Here is a 15,893-nt window from a genome sequence, read left to right on the forward strand (position 1 = left end):
CGTCTTCTTTCCTGTCGGTGAAGGTCATCGGGCGACGCGGGTCACTCGTCGCGGCCGCCGGCCTGGGCGTTCTCGGACCGGGGACCGATCTGCTCGTCGTCTTCCATGCGCGGAGCGATCGGACCCGCGAGGCCGCGTGCCTCGTCCTTCTTGCGCTCTGAGCGAGAGCCGGGGCCGCCCATACCGCCCACCCCGCGCGTACCGGCACCCGCGGTGCGGCCGGATGCTGCGGCGGCACCGGACCGACCGGCACCGGCCGCGCCGGTGCCCGGGCGACCGTTCGCCGCGCCCGCGCGCCCGCCGGACGCGCCTGTGGTCGAGCCGCCCGCCCCACCGATGCCACCGGCGCGCGTGCCCGCAGCACCGAGGCCGCCGGCTCGTGCACCCGCGCCGCGCGCGGTGGAGTTCGCCGAGCCCGTTCCCGCCGCGCCGAGCCCGCCGACGCCACGTGTTCCCAGACCGCCGCCGGCGCCGGGGCGTCCGAGCAGACCGCCGGAACGCGCACCGCCGGCGCCACCCGCGCCGACCGATCCGCCCGCGGGGCCGCCGAAGAGACGGCCGCCGGGTACGCCGGGAGCACCCGCGCCGCCACCGATGCGTCCGAGCGCGAGCGCTCCTCCGCCACCGGCGATCACGCCCGCGCCGAGACCCGATCCGAGCCCCGCCCCGGGGCCGCCGGGGGAGCCGACGAGCCCGCCGCCGCCGCCGGGCGCCGTCGGGATCCCACCCGGGAGGGTGGGGCTGCCGCTGATGGGGCCGTCCGGGGTGGGGTCGGGCGGGACGTTGCCGATGTCGATCGGCGGCTGCCCTCCCGGCGTCTGGCCGGGAGGGTTCGGGAACGGCCCGTACTCGCTCGGGGGAGGCTGGATGCCGCCGCCACCGCCACCGCCACCGCCGCCGCCGCCGGGAGGCAGAGCGATCTCGCCGCCGCCGTTTCCGCCGCCCGGGCCACCGCCGGACACGTTCCAGTCGGGGTACGACTCGAAACTCCGTTGCTGCGATCCGTACCCGCCTTCCGGTACCTCTGTCTTGGTCGGCGGGAGGGCGGTACCCGAGATCACCACCGACGAGAAGGTCGGCGGCGGGTCCAGCTTCACGGCATCCATCTCACCGGAGTGCGTCTCGACCGCGGTGCGTGCGGCCTCCTCGCGCTGCGATGCCATGTAACCGTTGATCGCGCGGCTGGCTCCTTCGCCGGCCAGGAACGCGACCGGCCCGAACACGATCGACGCGCCGGCGGCCGCCCCGCGGACCATCGCTTCCTGGTTGCCGTTCATCTCGCCCGGTGGCAATGACGCCGCCGAGTCCCGCGCCCAGCGACGCACCTCATTCGCGTCGATCAGACGACCGTTGACGTGCTCACGCAGATACGTGATGTGCTCGCCGATCTCGGCGGCTGACGTCGCGAACCTCTCACGCGCCGCGTTTCCGGCATCTCCGTCGATGCCGGTGTCCTTCGACGCCGCATCGAGGACCTGCCTCAGAGATTCGAGGGCATTGGCGAGCTCGAAACGGGTGGGCATGTCCCACGGAACGCCACCCTCCGCGAGGTTCTGAAGGCGCTGCTCCCACGTACCTGTCACGGCGTGTTCCCCTTTCCGGCCTTGCGGCGTCGGGTGATGACGATGAGCACGATCACGACGGCGGCCACCACGAGGAGGATGCCGATGCCGATGACGGCCCAGATGACGAGTGATGCGATATCGAAACCGGATGACGGTGGTGCGGCGTCTTCGTACTGGTCCGCGCTGCGGGGTACGGTCACCGGGACGAAGCCATCGGTCTTGGCCGTGTCGATCTGCTCCTGCGTCGGTGCACCCACGGGCTTGCTCATGAGGGGCGACTCGTCGGGGAAGGTGGTCGGATCGACGCTCAGCAGGGTCGGGAGCCACGCGGCCCCGTACCCGTAGCCGTCTTCGGTGCGGGCCGGTTCGTGCTGCGTAGCGTTCGTGGTCGCGATCAAAGAGTGCACGAGCTGATCGCCGGTGGCGTCGGGGTACTTCTGCGCGGCGAGGGCGAGCATGCCCGCCACCACCGGCGCGGCGTAGGACGAACCCGTCGCCGCCCGCGACGCGTTCCAGTCGCCGTCGATCCCGACGGTCGGCAGGTTGATGCCCGCGGCGACGACGTCGGTCTTCGGGACGACGAAGAGTTCTCCGGCCCCGTCGGTCTGCACGGCGCCCTCGCGGTCGATGGCGGTGGCCGCGACGACACCGTTGAAGCTCGCCACGTCCGTTCCGCTGTCCACGGGCGTGTCGGCATTGGGTGTGCCCACGACGATCGTCGCCCCGCGCGCGAGGGCATACGCGATGGCCGGTGCGTCGTTCTCGTACGCCCGCATCTGGACGGACGTGGTGATGATCTTGGCGCCCTCGTCCACCGCCTTCTTCACCGCGTAACCGAATTTCGAGACGTCGTCGTCCGTGTTCGGGCGGCAATAGTCCTCATCTCTGAGGTCGAGCGTGCCGTATCCGTAGAAGGTGACGTCGGCGTCGGGAGCGATACCGCGGATGCCGCTCGCACCGGTGCCGTTGCCGATGAGCAGGGCGGCCATGGTGGTGCCGTGGATGGAGGGTTCGGTCGCCGTCTCCGACACCGATTCGGTGCGGGACTTGCAGAGCTGGGTGTCGCTGACGGTGAGGTTGCGGCCCTCGAAGATCGGCTGGCCGGGATCGATCTGTGCGTCGATGACGGCGATCTTGACGCCCGACCCCGTGATGCCGGCATCGTGCGCGGCCTGCACCTGATACGTGTCGTACCACCAGTCGTAGTCGCCGCCGGCTGCGGCCTGGGCGGTCGGTGCGACCCCCGCGATGGCGAGGACGCTGATCGCCAGCGCCCCACCCGCCGTGCGCAGGGTTCGAAGGCGGCGTCGTGTCACTGGGGTGCTCCGCCGAGAGCCGAACGGACGCCGGCCGCGCCGCCGGTGGGTGCCGGCTGAGCGGGTGCCGACTCGGGCTGCGACGCCGACTCGACGAGCGAGAGCGCGTTCTGCGCCATCGCCGAGCCCGACGTGTCGGTCTCCTGAAGTGCTTGCGCGGCCTGCGAGAGGGCGTCGGCACTTCCCGCAATGGTCTGACGCAGCTTCTCGACCTCGGCGGCCACTTCCTGCGCGCACTGGCGCACGCGCTGTGTCAACGCTGCCGCCGCGGGCTCCGTGCCGTTGCCGTCGACGATCTCGATGGTGCCCGAAGAGGGGATCTCCTCCGGCACCTGCGTCAGCTGCAGAACGCGCTGGATGGCGAGGTCGAGGTTGAGGAAGATCGAGTCGGCCATGGGGGATCACTCGTTTCTCTGTGATCGGGATGCGAAGGGGGAATCCGCGCGGGACGAGCGCGCGAGCCCAGAGAACCGGCGGCCGCCGCAGCGACCGCCGGTCCGGGGTGGCTCAGGCGAAGCGGCCCGCGGCCGACTTGTCGGTCGAGGTGTAGCCCTGGGCGATCTCGTCGGTCTTGCCGGCGATCTGCTGGAGCAGCTCGTTCAGGCGGGTGATGGACTGCGTCCACTGGGCCTGCGCCTGGTCGTAGGCGGTCTGCGCCTCACCGTCCCAGGAGGAGCGCAGGGCGTTGACCTGCGACTCGAGCTCGTCGAGACGGGTGCGGATGCCGGAGGCGCCGTTGCGGATCTGACCGGAGAGGGCGATGACCTGCTCGGGACGAACGGACATGGACTGCATGAGAGTTCCTTCTTTCGTATCGAGCGGGTCAGCCGAGCAGCGAGCCCAGGTTGCCGATGGTCTGCTGGTGCGACTCTTCCGAAGCCGCCTGGTCGCGCTCGGTGCCGCGAAGGGCGTCTTCGAGCGTGACGAGCACGTTGTTGAGCTTGGTGGTCTCCTCGTTCCAGCGCTGCATGAGCTGCGTGTACGAGCCGGCCGCAGCTCCCGTCCAGAAGCCGGCCACCTGGTCGAGTTCGGTGCGGACCTTGCGCACCTGCTCGTCGATGCCCGACTTCGCGGTGTTGACCGCCTCGGCCCCGCGACGAAGCGCACCCTCCTGGGCTGCGATGAGATCTGCCACGTTGTCTCCTCGATGTTCCTCCGGGGCACGCCCGGGCGTTGCGGATCATGTCTGCACGCACGGGATTCGGCCCCGAGCGCGGGATCGATGGAGTGGCCGGAGCCCCCCACCGGCCTTCGAACATACGTAATGCTCTGCGACGCGACAACCCTCTTGCGCATTTTGAAAGATGACAAAACTCTCATGTTTAGTCCCGGTGATGAGTGGAAACGTGAGACCCGCCTCCGTGCGGGCGGATACGCTGGTGCGGTTGAGCCGGCCCTCGGGTCGGTGGCGCGAGAACGAGGGGGACCGTTGGGCGCGGAAGTGATGCAGGGGCGACGCGTCGCCCTCATCGACGGCGCGTCGAGATTCGACCTCGTGGTGCCTCTGCGTGCCGAGGTCGGAGACGTCCTGCGCGCCGCGGGCACGGCGACCGAGCGGGATGTGCGCGTGGTGGGGCTCTCGGGTCGCGAGATCGACCGCTCGACGGCGATGACCGCGCTCGAAGACGGAGTCGTCCTCGTGCTGGTCGATCCCGCCGCCACGATCGAGTCGGCTGAACGCCGCTCGACGCGGGCGCCGATCGCCGCGCGGGCGACGGCCGTATGGATGGTGCTCGCTGCGGCGGGCGGCATCCTGGCCTTCCTCCGTCTGCTCGACGCCGTCGCCCTTCCTGCCGACGTGCGCGCTCCCGTCGCCGCCACGTCCTTGCTCGCCGCTCTCGCCGCGGCCACGGTCTTCTCGCTGCGCGCGCGGCCGCGCACGCCGACACTCGCTCCCGTCGTGGCCGTCGCGGCCCTCGCCTTCGGCGGGGGAGTGGCGATCGTGCCCGACCTTCCGGCCTCGTCGGCGCAGGTGGCGGTGTTCACGGGTCTCCTCGCTGCGGCCGTCACCACCGGAGTCGGCGGAGTGATGGGGGCGACGCAGACCCTGCGCGCGCAGAGCCGCACCGCGACGATCGTCTCCGCCATGCTCGCGGCCGTGTGGGCGCTCGCGCTCCTGCTGCACCTCGACCCCTCGGCCCCGGCCGCCGTGACCCTCGGGCTCGTCCCCGTCGCCCAGCGCATCCTGCAGTCGAGCCTCGTCGACGTCGAACCCGGCACGTTCATCGACTACGGACGCTTCCAGAGCACCCGATGGACGGTGCGGCAGAGTCTGCCCGACGAGGTGCGCACGATCGAGGCCGATGACGCCGACGCCCTCGTCGAACGCTCGACCGCCCGGCTCACGGTCGGCGTCGTGCTCCTGGTCGCGGCGGGAGCCGCCAGCGCGTTCACCGCCCTGCCGACCTTCGCGGTCGCCGATCCCGTGGTGCTCGGCGGGCGCATCGCCCTCGCCGTCACGGTGGTGCTCGCCCTGCTGCTCGGCTCGCGCAAGAGCACGGTGCCCTTCCTCCGGTGGGTGGCCCGATTCGGCGCCGCCGTGGTCCTGGCGGCCGTCTTGACGGCGCTCGTGCCCACGATCCCGTCCGACATGCTCGTCGTCGTCGCTGGGGTCATCCTGCTCGCGGCCCTCGCCGTCGCGCTCCTGGTGGTCCCGGTGGGACGCGGCCTGCGGTCGTTGGGATGGTCGCGCACGGGTGACGTGTTCGAGGCGCTCGCGACGGCCCTGTCGCTTCCGGCGGGCATGCTGGCCGCCGGAGCGATCGAGGTCGCGCGTGCGATGATGGCGACATGACGCAGTCGCCGCCGTTCGGCGTGCCCGCGACGGTGGGGGTGCGCATCGGCGCCTTCAGCGTCGACGCCGCCCTCGTGGTCATCGCCGCCGGCGCGGCATCCCTCCTCGCCTCGCCCGTCCTCGGTGCCGCGGTCGCCGCGGAAGCCCTGCTGGGCCTGTGGATCCTCCAGGCGCGCCTCGGCTTCGGTCCGGGTGCGTTGTTGTTCGGCCTGCGCACCTCGCGTGCGGAGGCGCCGCTCGTGCCCGGTGCGGGAAGGGCCTTCGTCCGCGGGTCGCTGGTGCTGCTCGGGGGTCTCGTCCTCGTCGCCGGAGCCTGGGTCGTCGTCGCCTCGGCCGGCTTCGACCGCTCGGGCCTGCGGCGTTCCTGGGCCGACCGCGCGGCCGGTACCGTCCTGGTCGCCGCTCCCCGGGATCGGCAGGATCAGGATGCCGACGGCTCCTTCGCCCTTGCCGAACCCACCGTCCACGCGCGCTCCTCGGCCGGCCGCGAGCCGCTCCGCGTGTCCGCCGCCGCCGCGGCGCTGCCGACCGCGCCGGCGTGGGACACCCCGCTGCTGGCCGTCGATGCTCCGGCCGCGACCGATGCCCCGGCCGCCGTCGACGCCCCCGCCGCCGCGGGCGGGCGCACCCCCGCGGCCGCACCGCCCGCGCGGGCGGCCGAGGAACCGGTGGTCACGGGTGCCGTCGGACGCGCGCAGCTGCTCGTGGTCTTCGACACCGGACAGCGCGCGCAGGTCGACCTGCCCGCCGCGGTCAACTTCGGGCGCGCCCCGGTCGCGACGGAGCCCGCAGACGTGCTGATCGCCGTCGACGACCCCGACCGTCTCATCTCCAAGACGCACCTGCGCCTCGAGCACGACGGCGAGACCGCGTGGGTCATCGACGCCGGTTCCACGAACGGCTCGGAGCTCATCGACGACGACGGAGCCGTCCACCCCCTGCAGCCCGGTGCGCGCACCCTGCTCGAAGACGGCACCCGGGTGCGTCTGAGCGAGCGCGTGTTCACCCTGAGCCGACTGATCGGAGGTCCGGTGTGAGCACGGGCCCGCGTATCGCCCCGCCGTCCCTGCCCAACGGGCGGGTCGTGCTGCAGCCGCCGCCCGAGCTCGTCCCGAACGAGGGCGGCAGCGGCATCCTGACCTCCCTCCTGCCGATGCTCGGCAGTGTCGGCGCGATCGTGATGGTGACGATCTCCAACAGCGGACCGACGGGCTTCCTCATCGGCGGCATGTTCCTGCTGTCGTCGCTGGGCTTCGTGGCGGTGAACGGCTGGCGCCAGCGTGCGCAGCGCAATGCCGAGGTGCTCGGCAACCGGCGCGAGTACCTCGCCTATCTGTCCGAGCTGCGCGAGACCGTGCGCGTGGCCGCACGCAAACAGCGCCGCCACGGCGGGTGGATCATGCCCGCCCCCTCGGCCCTGCCCTTCATCGCCGAGGAGCGCTCGCGCGTGTGGGAGCGTCAGCCCGGCGACGAGACGTTCCTGCTCGCCCGCATCGGCGTGGCCGATCAGCCCCTGAGCCTCACCCTCGAGGCCCCCGAGCTTCCGCCCCTGGCCCAGCTCGACCCGGTGGCCGCCTCGGCGGCGCACCGCTTCATGCTCACGCACGAGATCCAGCGCGATCTGCCGCTGGGCTTCCCCCTCGGCGAGTACGCGCGTATCGAACTCGTCGGCCCCGACGAAGAGGCCGTCCGCAGCCTCGCCCGCTCGCTCGTGGCCTCGGCGGCCACGCTCCACGACCCGGAGGACGTCATCATCGCCGTCCTCGCCGGACCCGCGCAGATCGGCGCATGGGACTGGGTGAAGTGGCTGCCGCACGCGATGTCGTCGCGCGTGCAGGACCGACTCGGACCCGCGCGCATGATCGCGGCATCCCCCGACGAGCTGATGGACATGCTGCCGGCCCAGCTCGCCGCGCGCGCCCGCTTCACTCCCGGCGGCGGGGTCACCCCGCACGTCGTGCTGGTGATCGACGGGGTCGAGTCGTCGTCGAACGCCCCGCTGACCGGGCTGGAGGGCGCGCAGGGCGTCACCGTCATCGACCTCCCCACCCGCTGGGACGAACTCGACGACCCGACGGTCGGTCGCGTGGCCCTCGCGGACGCCCCGGTCGCCGTCCGTACGCGGCGCGGCGAGGCCGCCCCCGCCACTGCGCCGGCGGAGTTCATCGACGGCGCCGGACGCGCGCAGTCCTTCGTCCCGGATGCCATGACCGTCGCCGAAGCGGAGGCGACCGCGCGCCGCCTCATGCCGCTGCGCCCCGCCCCGATGGTCGTCGTCGACGCCCCCACGACGCAGGGCCAGGCGGAGCTGACCGAGCTGCTCGGTCTGCCCGACGTGCGCGCGGTCGACTTCGATCAGGCGTGGACGCCGCGCCTGGAGCGCGATCGCCTGCGCGTGCCCATCGGTCAGGAGCCCTCGGGCGCGCCGCTCGTGCTCGACCTCAAGGAGTCCGCCTCGCAGGGCATGGGCCCGCACGGCGTGATGGTCGGTGCGACCGGATCGGGCAAGTCCGAGGTGCTGCGCACCCTCGTGCTCGCCCTCGCGATGACCCACTCGCCCGAGCAGCTCAACTTCGTCCTCGTCGACTTCAAGGGTGGAGCGACGTTCGCGGGCATGGCCGAGATGCCGCACGTGTCGGCGGTCATCACGAACCTCGGCAGCGAGCTCGCCCTCGTCGACCGCTTCCAGGACGCCCTGCAGGGCGAGGTCGTGCGCCGCCAGGAGCTCCTGCGCGCCGCGGGCAACTTCGCCAACGTCGGCGAGTACGAGGCGGCGCGGCGCGGAGGACGCACCGACCTGGCGCCCCTTCCGGCGCTGCTGATCGTCGTCGATGAGTTCTCCGAGCTGCTGACCGCCAAGCCCGAGTTCGTCGACAGCTTCCTCAACATCGGCCGCGTCGGCCGCTCGTTGCACGTGCACCTGCTCCTGGCATCCCAGCGCCTCGAAGAGGGCAAGCTCCGCGGCCTCGACACCTACCTGTCGTACCGGATCGGTCTGCGCACGTTCTCGGCATCCGAGTCGCGCACCATCATCGGCACGCCCGACGCCTACACGCTTCCGCAGGAGCCCGGCGTCGGCTTCCTCAAGAGCGACACCGAGAACCTCGTGCAATTCCGCGCGGCCTACGTCTCCGGGCGCCCGCGCGGCACGGCCGGCGTCGATGTCGCCGACCCCGCGTCCGTCTCGGGCGGTCCCGCCCGCGTCGAGGTGTTCACGGCCCTCGCCCAGCCCGACGACGACGGGTCCCCGGAGGAGATGGATGCCGCGCCCGCGGCCATCGCGGCCCCCGTGGCGGAGAAGCGCTCGACGTTCCAGATCGCGGTCGACCGCATGAAGGACCGCGGCCCCGAGGCGCACCAGGTGTGGCTGCCTCCGCTCGCGGAACCGTCGCCCCTCGATGCCCTCATGCCGGATCTGGCCGAGGATCCCGAGCTCGGACTCGTGTCGCACCGCTGGCGCAGCGCCGGCGCCCTCACGGTGCCGATCGGGCTCGTCGACATCCCGCTCGAGCAGCGCCGCGACCACTTGACCGTGTCGCTCGGTGGCGCCGCGGGTCACGTGGCGATCGTCGGCTCGCCCCTCAGCGGAAAGTCCACGCTCGCGCGGACCCTCGTCTCGGCCCTGTCGTTGACCGGGACCCCGCGGGAGTTCCAGTTCTTCGTGCTCGACTTCGGCGGGGGCGGCTTCACCGCGATGCAGCAGCACCCGCACGTGTCGGGCGTCGCGACGCGCACCGAGCCCGAGGCGGTGCGTCGGGCCGTCGCCGAGGTGGAGGCCGTGCTCGACGCGCGCGAGCAGTACTTCCGCCGCAACGCCGTCGACTCCATCGAGACGTACCGTTCGCGTCGCCGCGAGGGGCGCCTCGACGACGGCTTCGGCGACGTCTTCCTCGTCATCGACGGCTGGTCGACCCTTCGCTCGGAGTTCGAGCCGCTCGAAGCCCGGGTGCAGACCATCGCCGCCCGCGGTCTCAGCTTCGGCGTGCACGTCGTCGTCACCGCGAACCGGTGGCTCGAGATCCGGGCGAACCTCAAGGACCTCATCCAGACCCGGCTCGAACTGCGCCTGGGCGACCCGACCGACTCCGACGTCGACCGCAAGCAGGCGGCGAACGTGCCCGTCGGGCAGCCCGGCCGCGGTCTCAGCGCGTCGAAGCTGCAGATGCTCACGGCGGTGCCGCGCGTCGACGGATCCGACGACCCGGCCACGATCGCCGACGGCGTCACCGACATGATCGGCCGCGTGGCGGCGGCGTGGCACGGTGAGCCCGGCCCGAAACTGCGCCTGCTGCCGGAGAACATCACCCTCGACGAGGTGCGCGCGCTCACCGAGCCCGGCGACGGCCGCATGCTGCTCGGCATCGAGGAGGCGCAGCTCTCGCCCTTCGGCGTCGACCCCCGCGTCGAGCCGCATCTGTTCGTGTACGGCGACTCCGGAATGGGCAAGTCGTCGTTCCTGCGCGCGGTGGCGAAGGAGATCCAGCGCCTGTACACCCCCGCCGAGGCGAAGATCTTCGTCGTCGACTACCGCCGTGCGCTCCTCGGGGAGATCCCCGACGACTACCTCGGCGCCTACCTGACGTCGCACGACCTCGCGACCGGGGGCATGAACGACCTCGCGCAGTATTTCTCGACGCGCGTCCCCGGGCCCGACGTCACCCCGACGCAGCTGCGCGAACGCAGTTGGTGGAAGGGGGCCGAGGGCTTCATCCTCGTCGACGACTACGACCTCGTCGCGACGAGCCAGGGCAACCCCCTCGCCGTCCTGCAGCCGCTGCTGGCGCAGGCGGGCGACCTGGGCCTGCACGTGGTGCTCACCCGGCGCTCGGGCGGCGCCAGCCGCGCGGCCTACGACCCGATCATCCAGCGGTTCACCGATCTCGGAGTGACCGGCATCTTGCTCGGCGGCAACCCCGAGGAGGGGGCGCTCATCGGCCGCGTCAAGCCGGAGCGCGCTGCTCCCGGCCGCGCGCAGATCGTCAGCCGGGAGCACGGGCTCGTGGCATCCCAGCTCGCGTTCTCGCCACCGACGCACTGAGTGCTCCTGTGCCGCGGCGTGCCGCGTGCCTCCTCCCCAGCCGCCCCGTCATCCCCATCGGATGACGGGGCGGTGTCGGTGTCGGCGGCCCGGGTTACCGTGGTGGGGTGACATATCCCGGCGCCGCCCCCGAGTCGTACGCCGACGCTCCGCCCGAGTCGTACGACGTCCCCGACGACCCGTACGCCGGCGCGCGGTGGGACCCCGACCAGTTCGCTCCGCCCGACGATTTCGATGCGCCACCGCCGCCGGTCGACCCCGCGTCGGCCTTCGCCCGCGCGGCCGCCGCGACGGGGACGGCCCGCGAGCTGCCGGCGGTGCGCGACTTCACCGGCCACGACCCGCGCGCCGTTCTGCACGAGGTGTACGGCTACGACGCGTTCCGCGGCGACCAGGCCGACATCGTCCAGCACGTCGTCGACGGCGGCGACGCGGTCGTGCTCATGCCGACCGGCGGCGGAAAGAGCGTCACGTATCAAGTGCCGGCGCTCGTGCGTCCCGGTACGGGGCTGGTCGTCAGCCCCCTGATCGCCCTCATGCACGACCAGGTCGAGGCGCTCATCGCCAACGGTGTGCGGGCGGGGTACCTCAACTCCACGCAGGCGCCCGCCGAGCGCCAGGCCGTCGAGCAGGCATACCTGGCCGGCGAGCTCGACCTCCTGTACGTCGCGCCCGAGCGGTTGAACGGCGCGCAGACCCTCGGGCTGCTCTCCCGCGGTCGCCTCAGCGTCATCGCGATCGACGAGGCGCACTGCGTGTCGCAGTGGGGTCACGACTTCCGCCCCGACTACCTCGCGCTCGGCGACCTCGCCGACCGGTTCCCCGGCGTGCCGCGCATGGCGCTCACCGCCACGGCGACGCCCGAGACCGCGCAGGAGATCGTCGAGCGCCTGCGCCTGCGCGACGCCCGCGGCTTCGTCGCGAGCTTCGACCGTCCCAATATCCAGTACCGCATCGACGCGAAGGTCGACCCGCGTCGGCAGCTGGTGCAGTTCATCCGCTCGCAGCCCGAGGGCTCCGCCGGCATCGTCTACGCCCTGAGCCGCAAGACCGTCGAGCAGACCGCCGCCTATCTGGCATCGCAGGGCCTCGACGCCCTGCCCTATCACGCGGGTCTCGACGCCTCGGTGCGCGCGGCGCATCAGTCGCGTTTCCTCCGCGACGACGGGGTGGTGATGGTGGCCACGATCGCGTTTGGCATGGGCATCGACAAACCCGACGTGCGCTTCGTCGCCCACATCGACCTGCCGAAGTCGGTCGAGGGCTACTACCAGGAGACCGGTCGTGCAGGCCGCGACGGCGACCCGTCGGTGGTGTGGATGGCCTACGGACTGGGCGACGTCGTGCAGCAGCGCCGCATGATCGATCAGTCGCCGGGTGATCGTTCCTACAAGATGCGCCTCGGTCAGCATCTCGACGCGATGCTCGCGCTGTGCGAGACGGTCGGATGCCGCCGGCAGAACCTTCTCGACTACTTCGGTCAACGCTCCGAGCCCTGCGGCAACTGCGACACGTGCCTCACCCCGCCCGACACCTGGGACGGCCTCATCGCCTCTCAGAAGCTGCTGTCGACGATCGTGCGCCTGCAGCGCGAGCGCGGGCAGGCGTTCGGCGCCGGTCACCTCATCGACATCCTGCGCGGGGCGAAGACCGAGCGCATCGCGCAGCAGGGGCACGATCGCCTGAGCACCTACGGTCTGGGTGCCGATCTGTCCGACCAGGACTGGCGCAGCGTGATCCGCCAGCTGCTCGCGCGCGGCATCATCGTGGCCCAGGGCGACTACGGCACGCTCGCGCTGAGCGAGGCGTCGGCCGGAGTGCTGCGCGGCGAGACACCCGTCCCTCTGCGTCGCGACGCCCTCGGCCGCACGGGTGGCGGCGGGGGGAGTCGTCAGCGCAAGTCGAGCGCCGACGACGTCGCCCCTGACGATCGCGAGCTGTTCGAGGCGTTGCGCGCGTGGCGGGCCGAGAAGGCGCGAGAGCAGGGTGTTCCGGCCTACATCGTGTTCGGCGATGCCACCCTGCGCGCGATCGCCGCCGCCCGCCCCGGCGCGATCGGCGACCTCGACGGCATCACCGGTATCGGCGCCAAGAAGCGCGAGGCGTACGGCGACGGCATCCTGACGGTGGTCGCGGCGAACTGACCCCCGCCACTCCGGCGTGCGGGCCGCCGTTCGGGAATGTTGACCCCCCACAACGACCCCGCGCGGACGGATGCGCGTCCGTTGTGGTGAACCGACAGGAGGTTTGAGTGGTCGTTGTGGGACACCTACCGTGGAGTCATCCCTTTGCAACGTCGAAAGGTGCCGAAATGACCGACGCCGCCGTCCGTCCCACCACGCCCGCCACGAGCACGCGCACGCCCGTGGGCGGAGCGCCCACCGCCGCGCACACCGCGGCCGAGGCCGCCGAAGCCCGCATCGACACCGAGCGGGTCACCGATCTGCTGCTCGGCACGTGGGCCGAGACCCGCCGCGAGGCGCGCGAGATGATCAAAGACCCCGCGCTCTGGCGCGACGACAGCCTCGGCATGGATGCGCACCGCGAGCGCACCCTCAGCCAGCTCCACCTCCTCGTGCAGAACAAGGCCGTGCACCGGGCGTTCCCGAAGCGCCTCGGCGGTGAGGAGAACAACGGCGCCAACATCGCCGGCTTCGAAGAGCTCGTCGCGGCCGACCCCAGCCTGCAGATCAAGTCGGGCGTGCAGTGGGGCCTGTTCGGCTCGGCCGTGCTGCAGCTGGGCACGCGCGAGCACCACGACAAGTGGCTCCCCGGCATCATGAGCCTCGAGATCCCGGGCGCCTTCGCCATGACCGAGACCGGACACGGGTCCGACGTCTCGGCGATCGGGACCACCGCGACCTACGACCCCGAGACCGAGGAGTTCGTCATCCACACGCCCTTCCGCGGTGCGTGGAAGGACTACCTCGGCAACGCCGCCCTGCACGGCAAGGCCGCGACGGTGTTCGCCCAGCTCATCACGAAGGGCGTCAACCACGGCGTGCACTGCTTCTACGTGCCGCTGCGCGACGAGGAGGGGAGCTTCCTCCCCGGCATCGGCGGAGAAGACGACGGTCTGAAGGGCGGTCTGAACGGCATCGACAACGGTCGTCTGCACTTCGACCAGGTGCGCGTCCCTCGCACGAACCTCCTCAACCGCTACGGCGACGTCGCGGCCGACGGCACGTACTCGAGCGAGATCGCGAGCCCGGGACGCCGGTTCTTCACGATGCTCGGCACCCTCGTCCAGGGACGCGTCTCGCTCGACGGCGCGGCTGCCTGGGCATCGGCCATCGGTCTGACGATCGCGATCACCTACGGCAACCAGCGCCGCCAGTTCGACTCGGGCAGCGGCACCCCCGAGGTGACCCTGCTCGACTACGGCAAGCACCAGCGGCGCCTCCTGCCGCGCCTGGCGACCACCTACGCCGAGATCTTCGCGCACGACGAGTTCCTGCAGAAGTTCGACGGCGTCTTCAGCGGAAAGGCCGACACCGACGCCGACCGCGAAGACCTCGAGACCCTCGCCGCCGCCCTCAAGCCCCTGTCGACCTGGCACGCGCTCGACACGTTGCAGGAGGCGCGCGAGGCGTGCGGAGGACAGGGCTTCCTGTTCGAGAACCGCCTGGTCGGTCTGCGCGCCGACCTCGACATCTACGTCACCTTCGAGGGCGACAACAACATCCTTCTGCAGCTCGTCGGCAAGCGCCTCCTCGCCGACTACGCGAAGCAGTTCAAGGGCAAGGATGCCAAGCAGCTCGCCGCCTTCGCCGTCGGCCAGACCGCCGGCAAGCTCTTCCACGGAGCGGGCATGCGTCAGTTGGGTCAGGCCGTCAGCGACTTCGGCTCGACCGCCCGATCGGTGGAGAAGGGTCTGCGCGCCGAACAGCAGCACGAGCTCCTGGCCGGCCGTGTCCAGCAGATGATCGCCGACATCGCGGGGCGCCTCCGTCCGGCATCCAAGCTCTCCCGCGACGACGCGGCGGCACTGTTCAACGAGAACCAGGCCGAGCTCATCGAGGCCGCGCGCGCGCACGGCGAGCTGCTGCAGTGGGAGGCGTTCACCGACGCCATCAACCGCGTCGACGACCGCGACACCCTGAAGGTGCTGACCTGGCTGCGCGACCTGTTCGGACTGCAGCTGATCGAGAAGCACCTCGCGTGGTACCTGATCCACGGTCGGCTCTCGACGCAGCGGGCTGCCGCCGTCTCCAGCTACATCGATCGCCTCTGCGCGCGGCTGCGTCCGCACGCGCAGGACCTCGTCGACGCGTTCGGCTACGGCCCGGAGCACATCCGCGCGTCGATCGCGTCCGGCGTCGAGGACGACCGGCAGAACGAGGCCGCGTCGTACTACGCCGCCCTGAAGGCTTCGGGCGACGCCCCGGTTCCGGAGAAGAAGCCCGCGCGCTAGCGGCATCCCTGTCGTCAGAACAGGGGATGCGACGAGAACAGGCCGATCCGTGCAGGGTCGGCCTGTTCTCGTGTGATCCCCTGTCCTCGCACGACCCGCGCTCGAGCCGTGCGTGCAGCGCGCTCCCTGATCGTTCGATGTCGGCGGTCCGGCCTAGCCTGGGAGCATGAACGACCTCGTGACCGGAGCCGACGGCGTCACCCGCTGCGCATGGGCCGGTTCCGACGCGGAGTACCAGCGCTACCACGACGAGGAGTGGGGCACCCCGCTGCACGGCGACCGCCCGCTGTTCGAGAAGATGAGCCTCGAGGGTTTCCAAGCGGGCCTCGCCTGGATCACGATCCTGCGCAAGCGTCCGCGCTTCCGCGAGGTGTTCCACGACTTCGAGCCGTCGGTCGTGGCGCGGTTCGGCCCCGACGACGTCGAGCGTCTGCTTCAGGATGCCGGCATCATCCGCCACCGCGGCAAGATCGAGGCCGCGATCGGCAACGCGGCGATCGTCGCGGCCACGGGCCCGGGCGAGCTCGATGCACTGATGTGGTCGTTCGCCCCGGCATCCCACACGCCCCCGGCGACCTTCGCCGAGGTGCCCGCTGTGACGCCCGAGTCGACCGCGTTGAGCAAAGACCTCCGCCGCCGCGGGTTCCGCTTCGTCGGACCGACCACCATGTACGCGCTCATGCAGTCGTCGGGCATGGTCGACGACCACGTTGCGGGGTGCTGGCGTGCGGCCTGACGGCCGCGCGGCCCGAAACCGGTAGACTGG

At 71.7% G+C, this 15,893-nt stretch carries 11 protein-coding genes; 6 read left to right on the top strand and 5 right to left on the bottom strand.

Annotated features, from left to right (window positions below):
* Nucleotides 1-41 precede the first annotated feature (41 nt).
* The 5 genes from AB0N80_RS04105 to AB0N80_RS04125 all read right to left on the bottom strand — a co-directional run bounded on the left by AB0N80_RS04105 (nt 42) and on the right by AB0N80_RS04125 (nt 4,016).
* Nucleotides 42-1,583 carry a hypothetical protein gene (locus tag AB0N80_RS04105; RefSeq protein ID WP_363577707.1) on the bottom strand — a complete coding sequence of 514 codons (1,542 nt, stop codon included), beginning with the start codon at nt 1,581-1,583 and terminating at the stop codon, nt 42-44.
* Complete coding sequence (locus tag AB0N80_RS04110) at nt 1,580-2,881, bottom strand: S8 family serine peptidase (RefSeq protein WP_363577709.1); 1,302 nt, start codon at nt 2,879-2,881, stop codon at nt 1,580-1,582. Before AB0N80_RS04110 ends, AB0N80_RS04105 begins: the two co-directional genes overlap by 4 nt.
* Nucleotides 2,878-3,276, bottom strand: coding sequence for a hypothetical protein (locus AB0N80_RS04115; RefSeq protein ID WP_363577711.1), 399 nt, complete (start codon nt 3,274-3,276; stop codon nt 2,878-2,880). Before AB0N80_RS04115 ends, AB0N80_RS04110 begins: the two co-directional genes overlap by 4 nt.
* A 112-nt stretch (nt 3,277-3,388) precedes the next feature.
* Nucleotides 3,389-3,676: a WXG100 family type VII secretion target gene (locus AB0N80_RS04120; protein WP_315993786.1), complete on the bottom strand. Its 288-nt coding sequence runs from the start codon at nt 3,674-3,676 to the stop codon at nt 3,389-3,391.
* 28 nt (nt 3,677-3,704) lie between these two features.
* Entirely contained in the window at nt 3,705-4,016 is a 312-nt protein-coding gene (locus AB0N80_RS04125; protein WP_055831852.1) for a WXG100 family type VII secretion target, read from the bottom strand.
* A gap of 360 nt (nt 4,017-4,376) precedes the next feature.
* Here AB0N80_RS04125 and AB0N80_RS04130 point away from each other — a divergent pair, with 360 nt between their 5' ends.
* The 6 genes from AB0N80_RS04130 (at nt 4,377) to AB0N80_RS04155 (ending at nt 15,863) form a co-directional block, all read left to right on the top strand.
* The gene (locus AB0N80_RS04130) at nt 4,377-5,675 is read left to right on the top strand and encodes a hypothetical protein (RefSeq protein WP_363577713.1); all 1,299 of its coding nucleotides are present in this window, start codon (nt 4,377-4,379) and stop codon (nt 5,673-5,675) included.
* Nucleotides 5,672-6,712, top strand: coding sequence for an FHA domain-containing protein (locus AB0N80_RS04135; protein WP_363577715.1), 1,041 nt, complete (start codon nt 5,672-5,674; stop codon nt 6,710-6,712). Before AB0N80_RS04130 ends, AB0N80_RS04135 begins: the two co-directional genes overlap by 4 nt.
* Entirely contained in the window at nt 6,709-10,713 is a 4,005-nt protein-coding gene (gene eccCa, locus AB0N80_RS04140) for a type VII secretion protein EccCa (protein ID WP_363577717.1), read from the top strand. The genes AB0N80_RS04135 and eccCa overlap by 4 nt, the downstream gene beginning before the upstream one ends.
* A 107-nt stretch (nt 10,714-10,820) precedes the next feature.
* A complete protein-coding gene (gene recQ, locus AB0N80_RS04145; protein WP_363387482.1) occupies nt 10,821-12,857 on the top strand; it encodes a DNA helicase RecQ in 2,037 nt (678 codons plus the stop codon).
* A gap of 167 nt (nt 12,858-13,024) precedes the next feature.
* Nucleotides 13,025-15,127 (top strand): acyl-CoA dehydrogenase, encoded by a 2,103-nt coding sequence (locus tag AB0N80_RS04150; RefSeq protein WP_363387479.1) that lies wholly within the window; start codon nt 13,025-13,027, stop codon nt 15,125-15,127.
* 166 nt (nt 15,128-15,293) lie between these two features.
* Complete coding sequence (locus AB0N80_RS04155; RefSeq protein ID WP_363577719.1) at nt 15,294-15,863, top strand: DNA-3-methyladenine glycosylase I; 570 nt, start codon at nt 15,294-15,296, stop codon at nt 15,861-15,863.
* Nucleotides 15,864-15,893: the final 30 nt, after the last annotated feature.

It is taken from the genome of Microbacterium sp. NPDC089188 (genome assembly GCF_040685155.1).
Lineage (GTDB): Bacteria > Actinomycetota > Actinomycetes > Actinomycetales > Microbacteriaceae > Microbacterium > Microbacterium galbum.

Coding starts and splice junctions, on each gene's coding strand:
- AB0N80_RS04135 (WP_363577715.1), top strand. CDS start 5,672: ATGACGCAGTCGCCGCCGTTCGGCGTGCCCGCGACGGTGGGGGTGCGC.
- AB0N80_RS04115 (WP_363577711.1), bottom strand. CDS start 3,276: ATGGCCGACTCGATCTTCCTCAACCTCGACCTCGCCATCCAGCGCGTT.
- AB0N80_RS04150 (WP_363387479.1), top strand. CDS start 13,025: ATGACCGACGCCGCCGTCCGTCCCACCACGCCCGCCACGAGCACGCGC.
- AB0N80_RS04120 (WP_315993786.1), bottom strand. CDS start 3,676: ATGCAGTCCATGTCCGTTCGTCCCGAGCAGGTCATCGCCCTCTCCGGT.
- AB0N80_RS04155 (WP_363577719.1), top strand. CDS start 15,294: ATGAACGACCTCGTGACCGGAGCCGACGGCGTCACCCGCTGCGCATGG.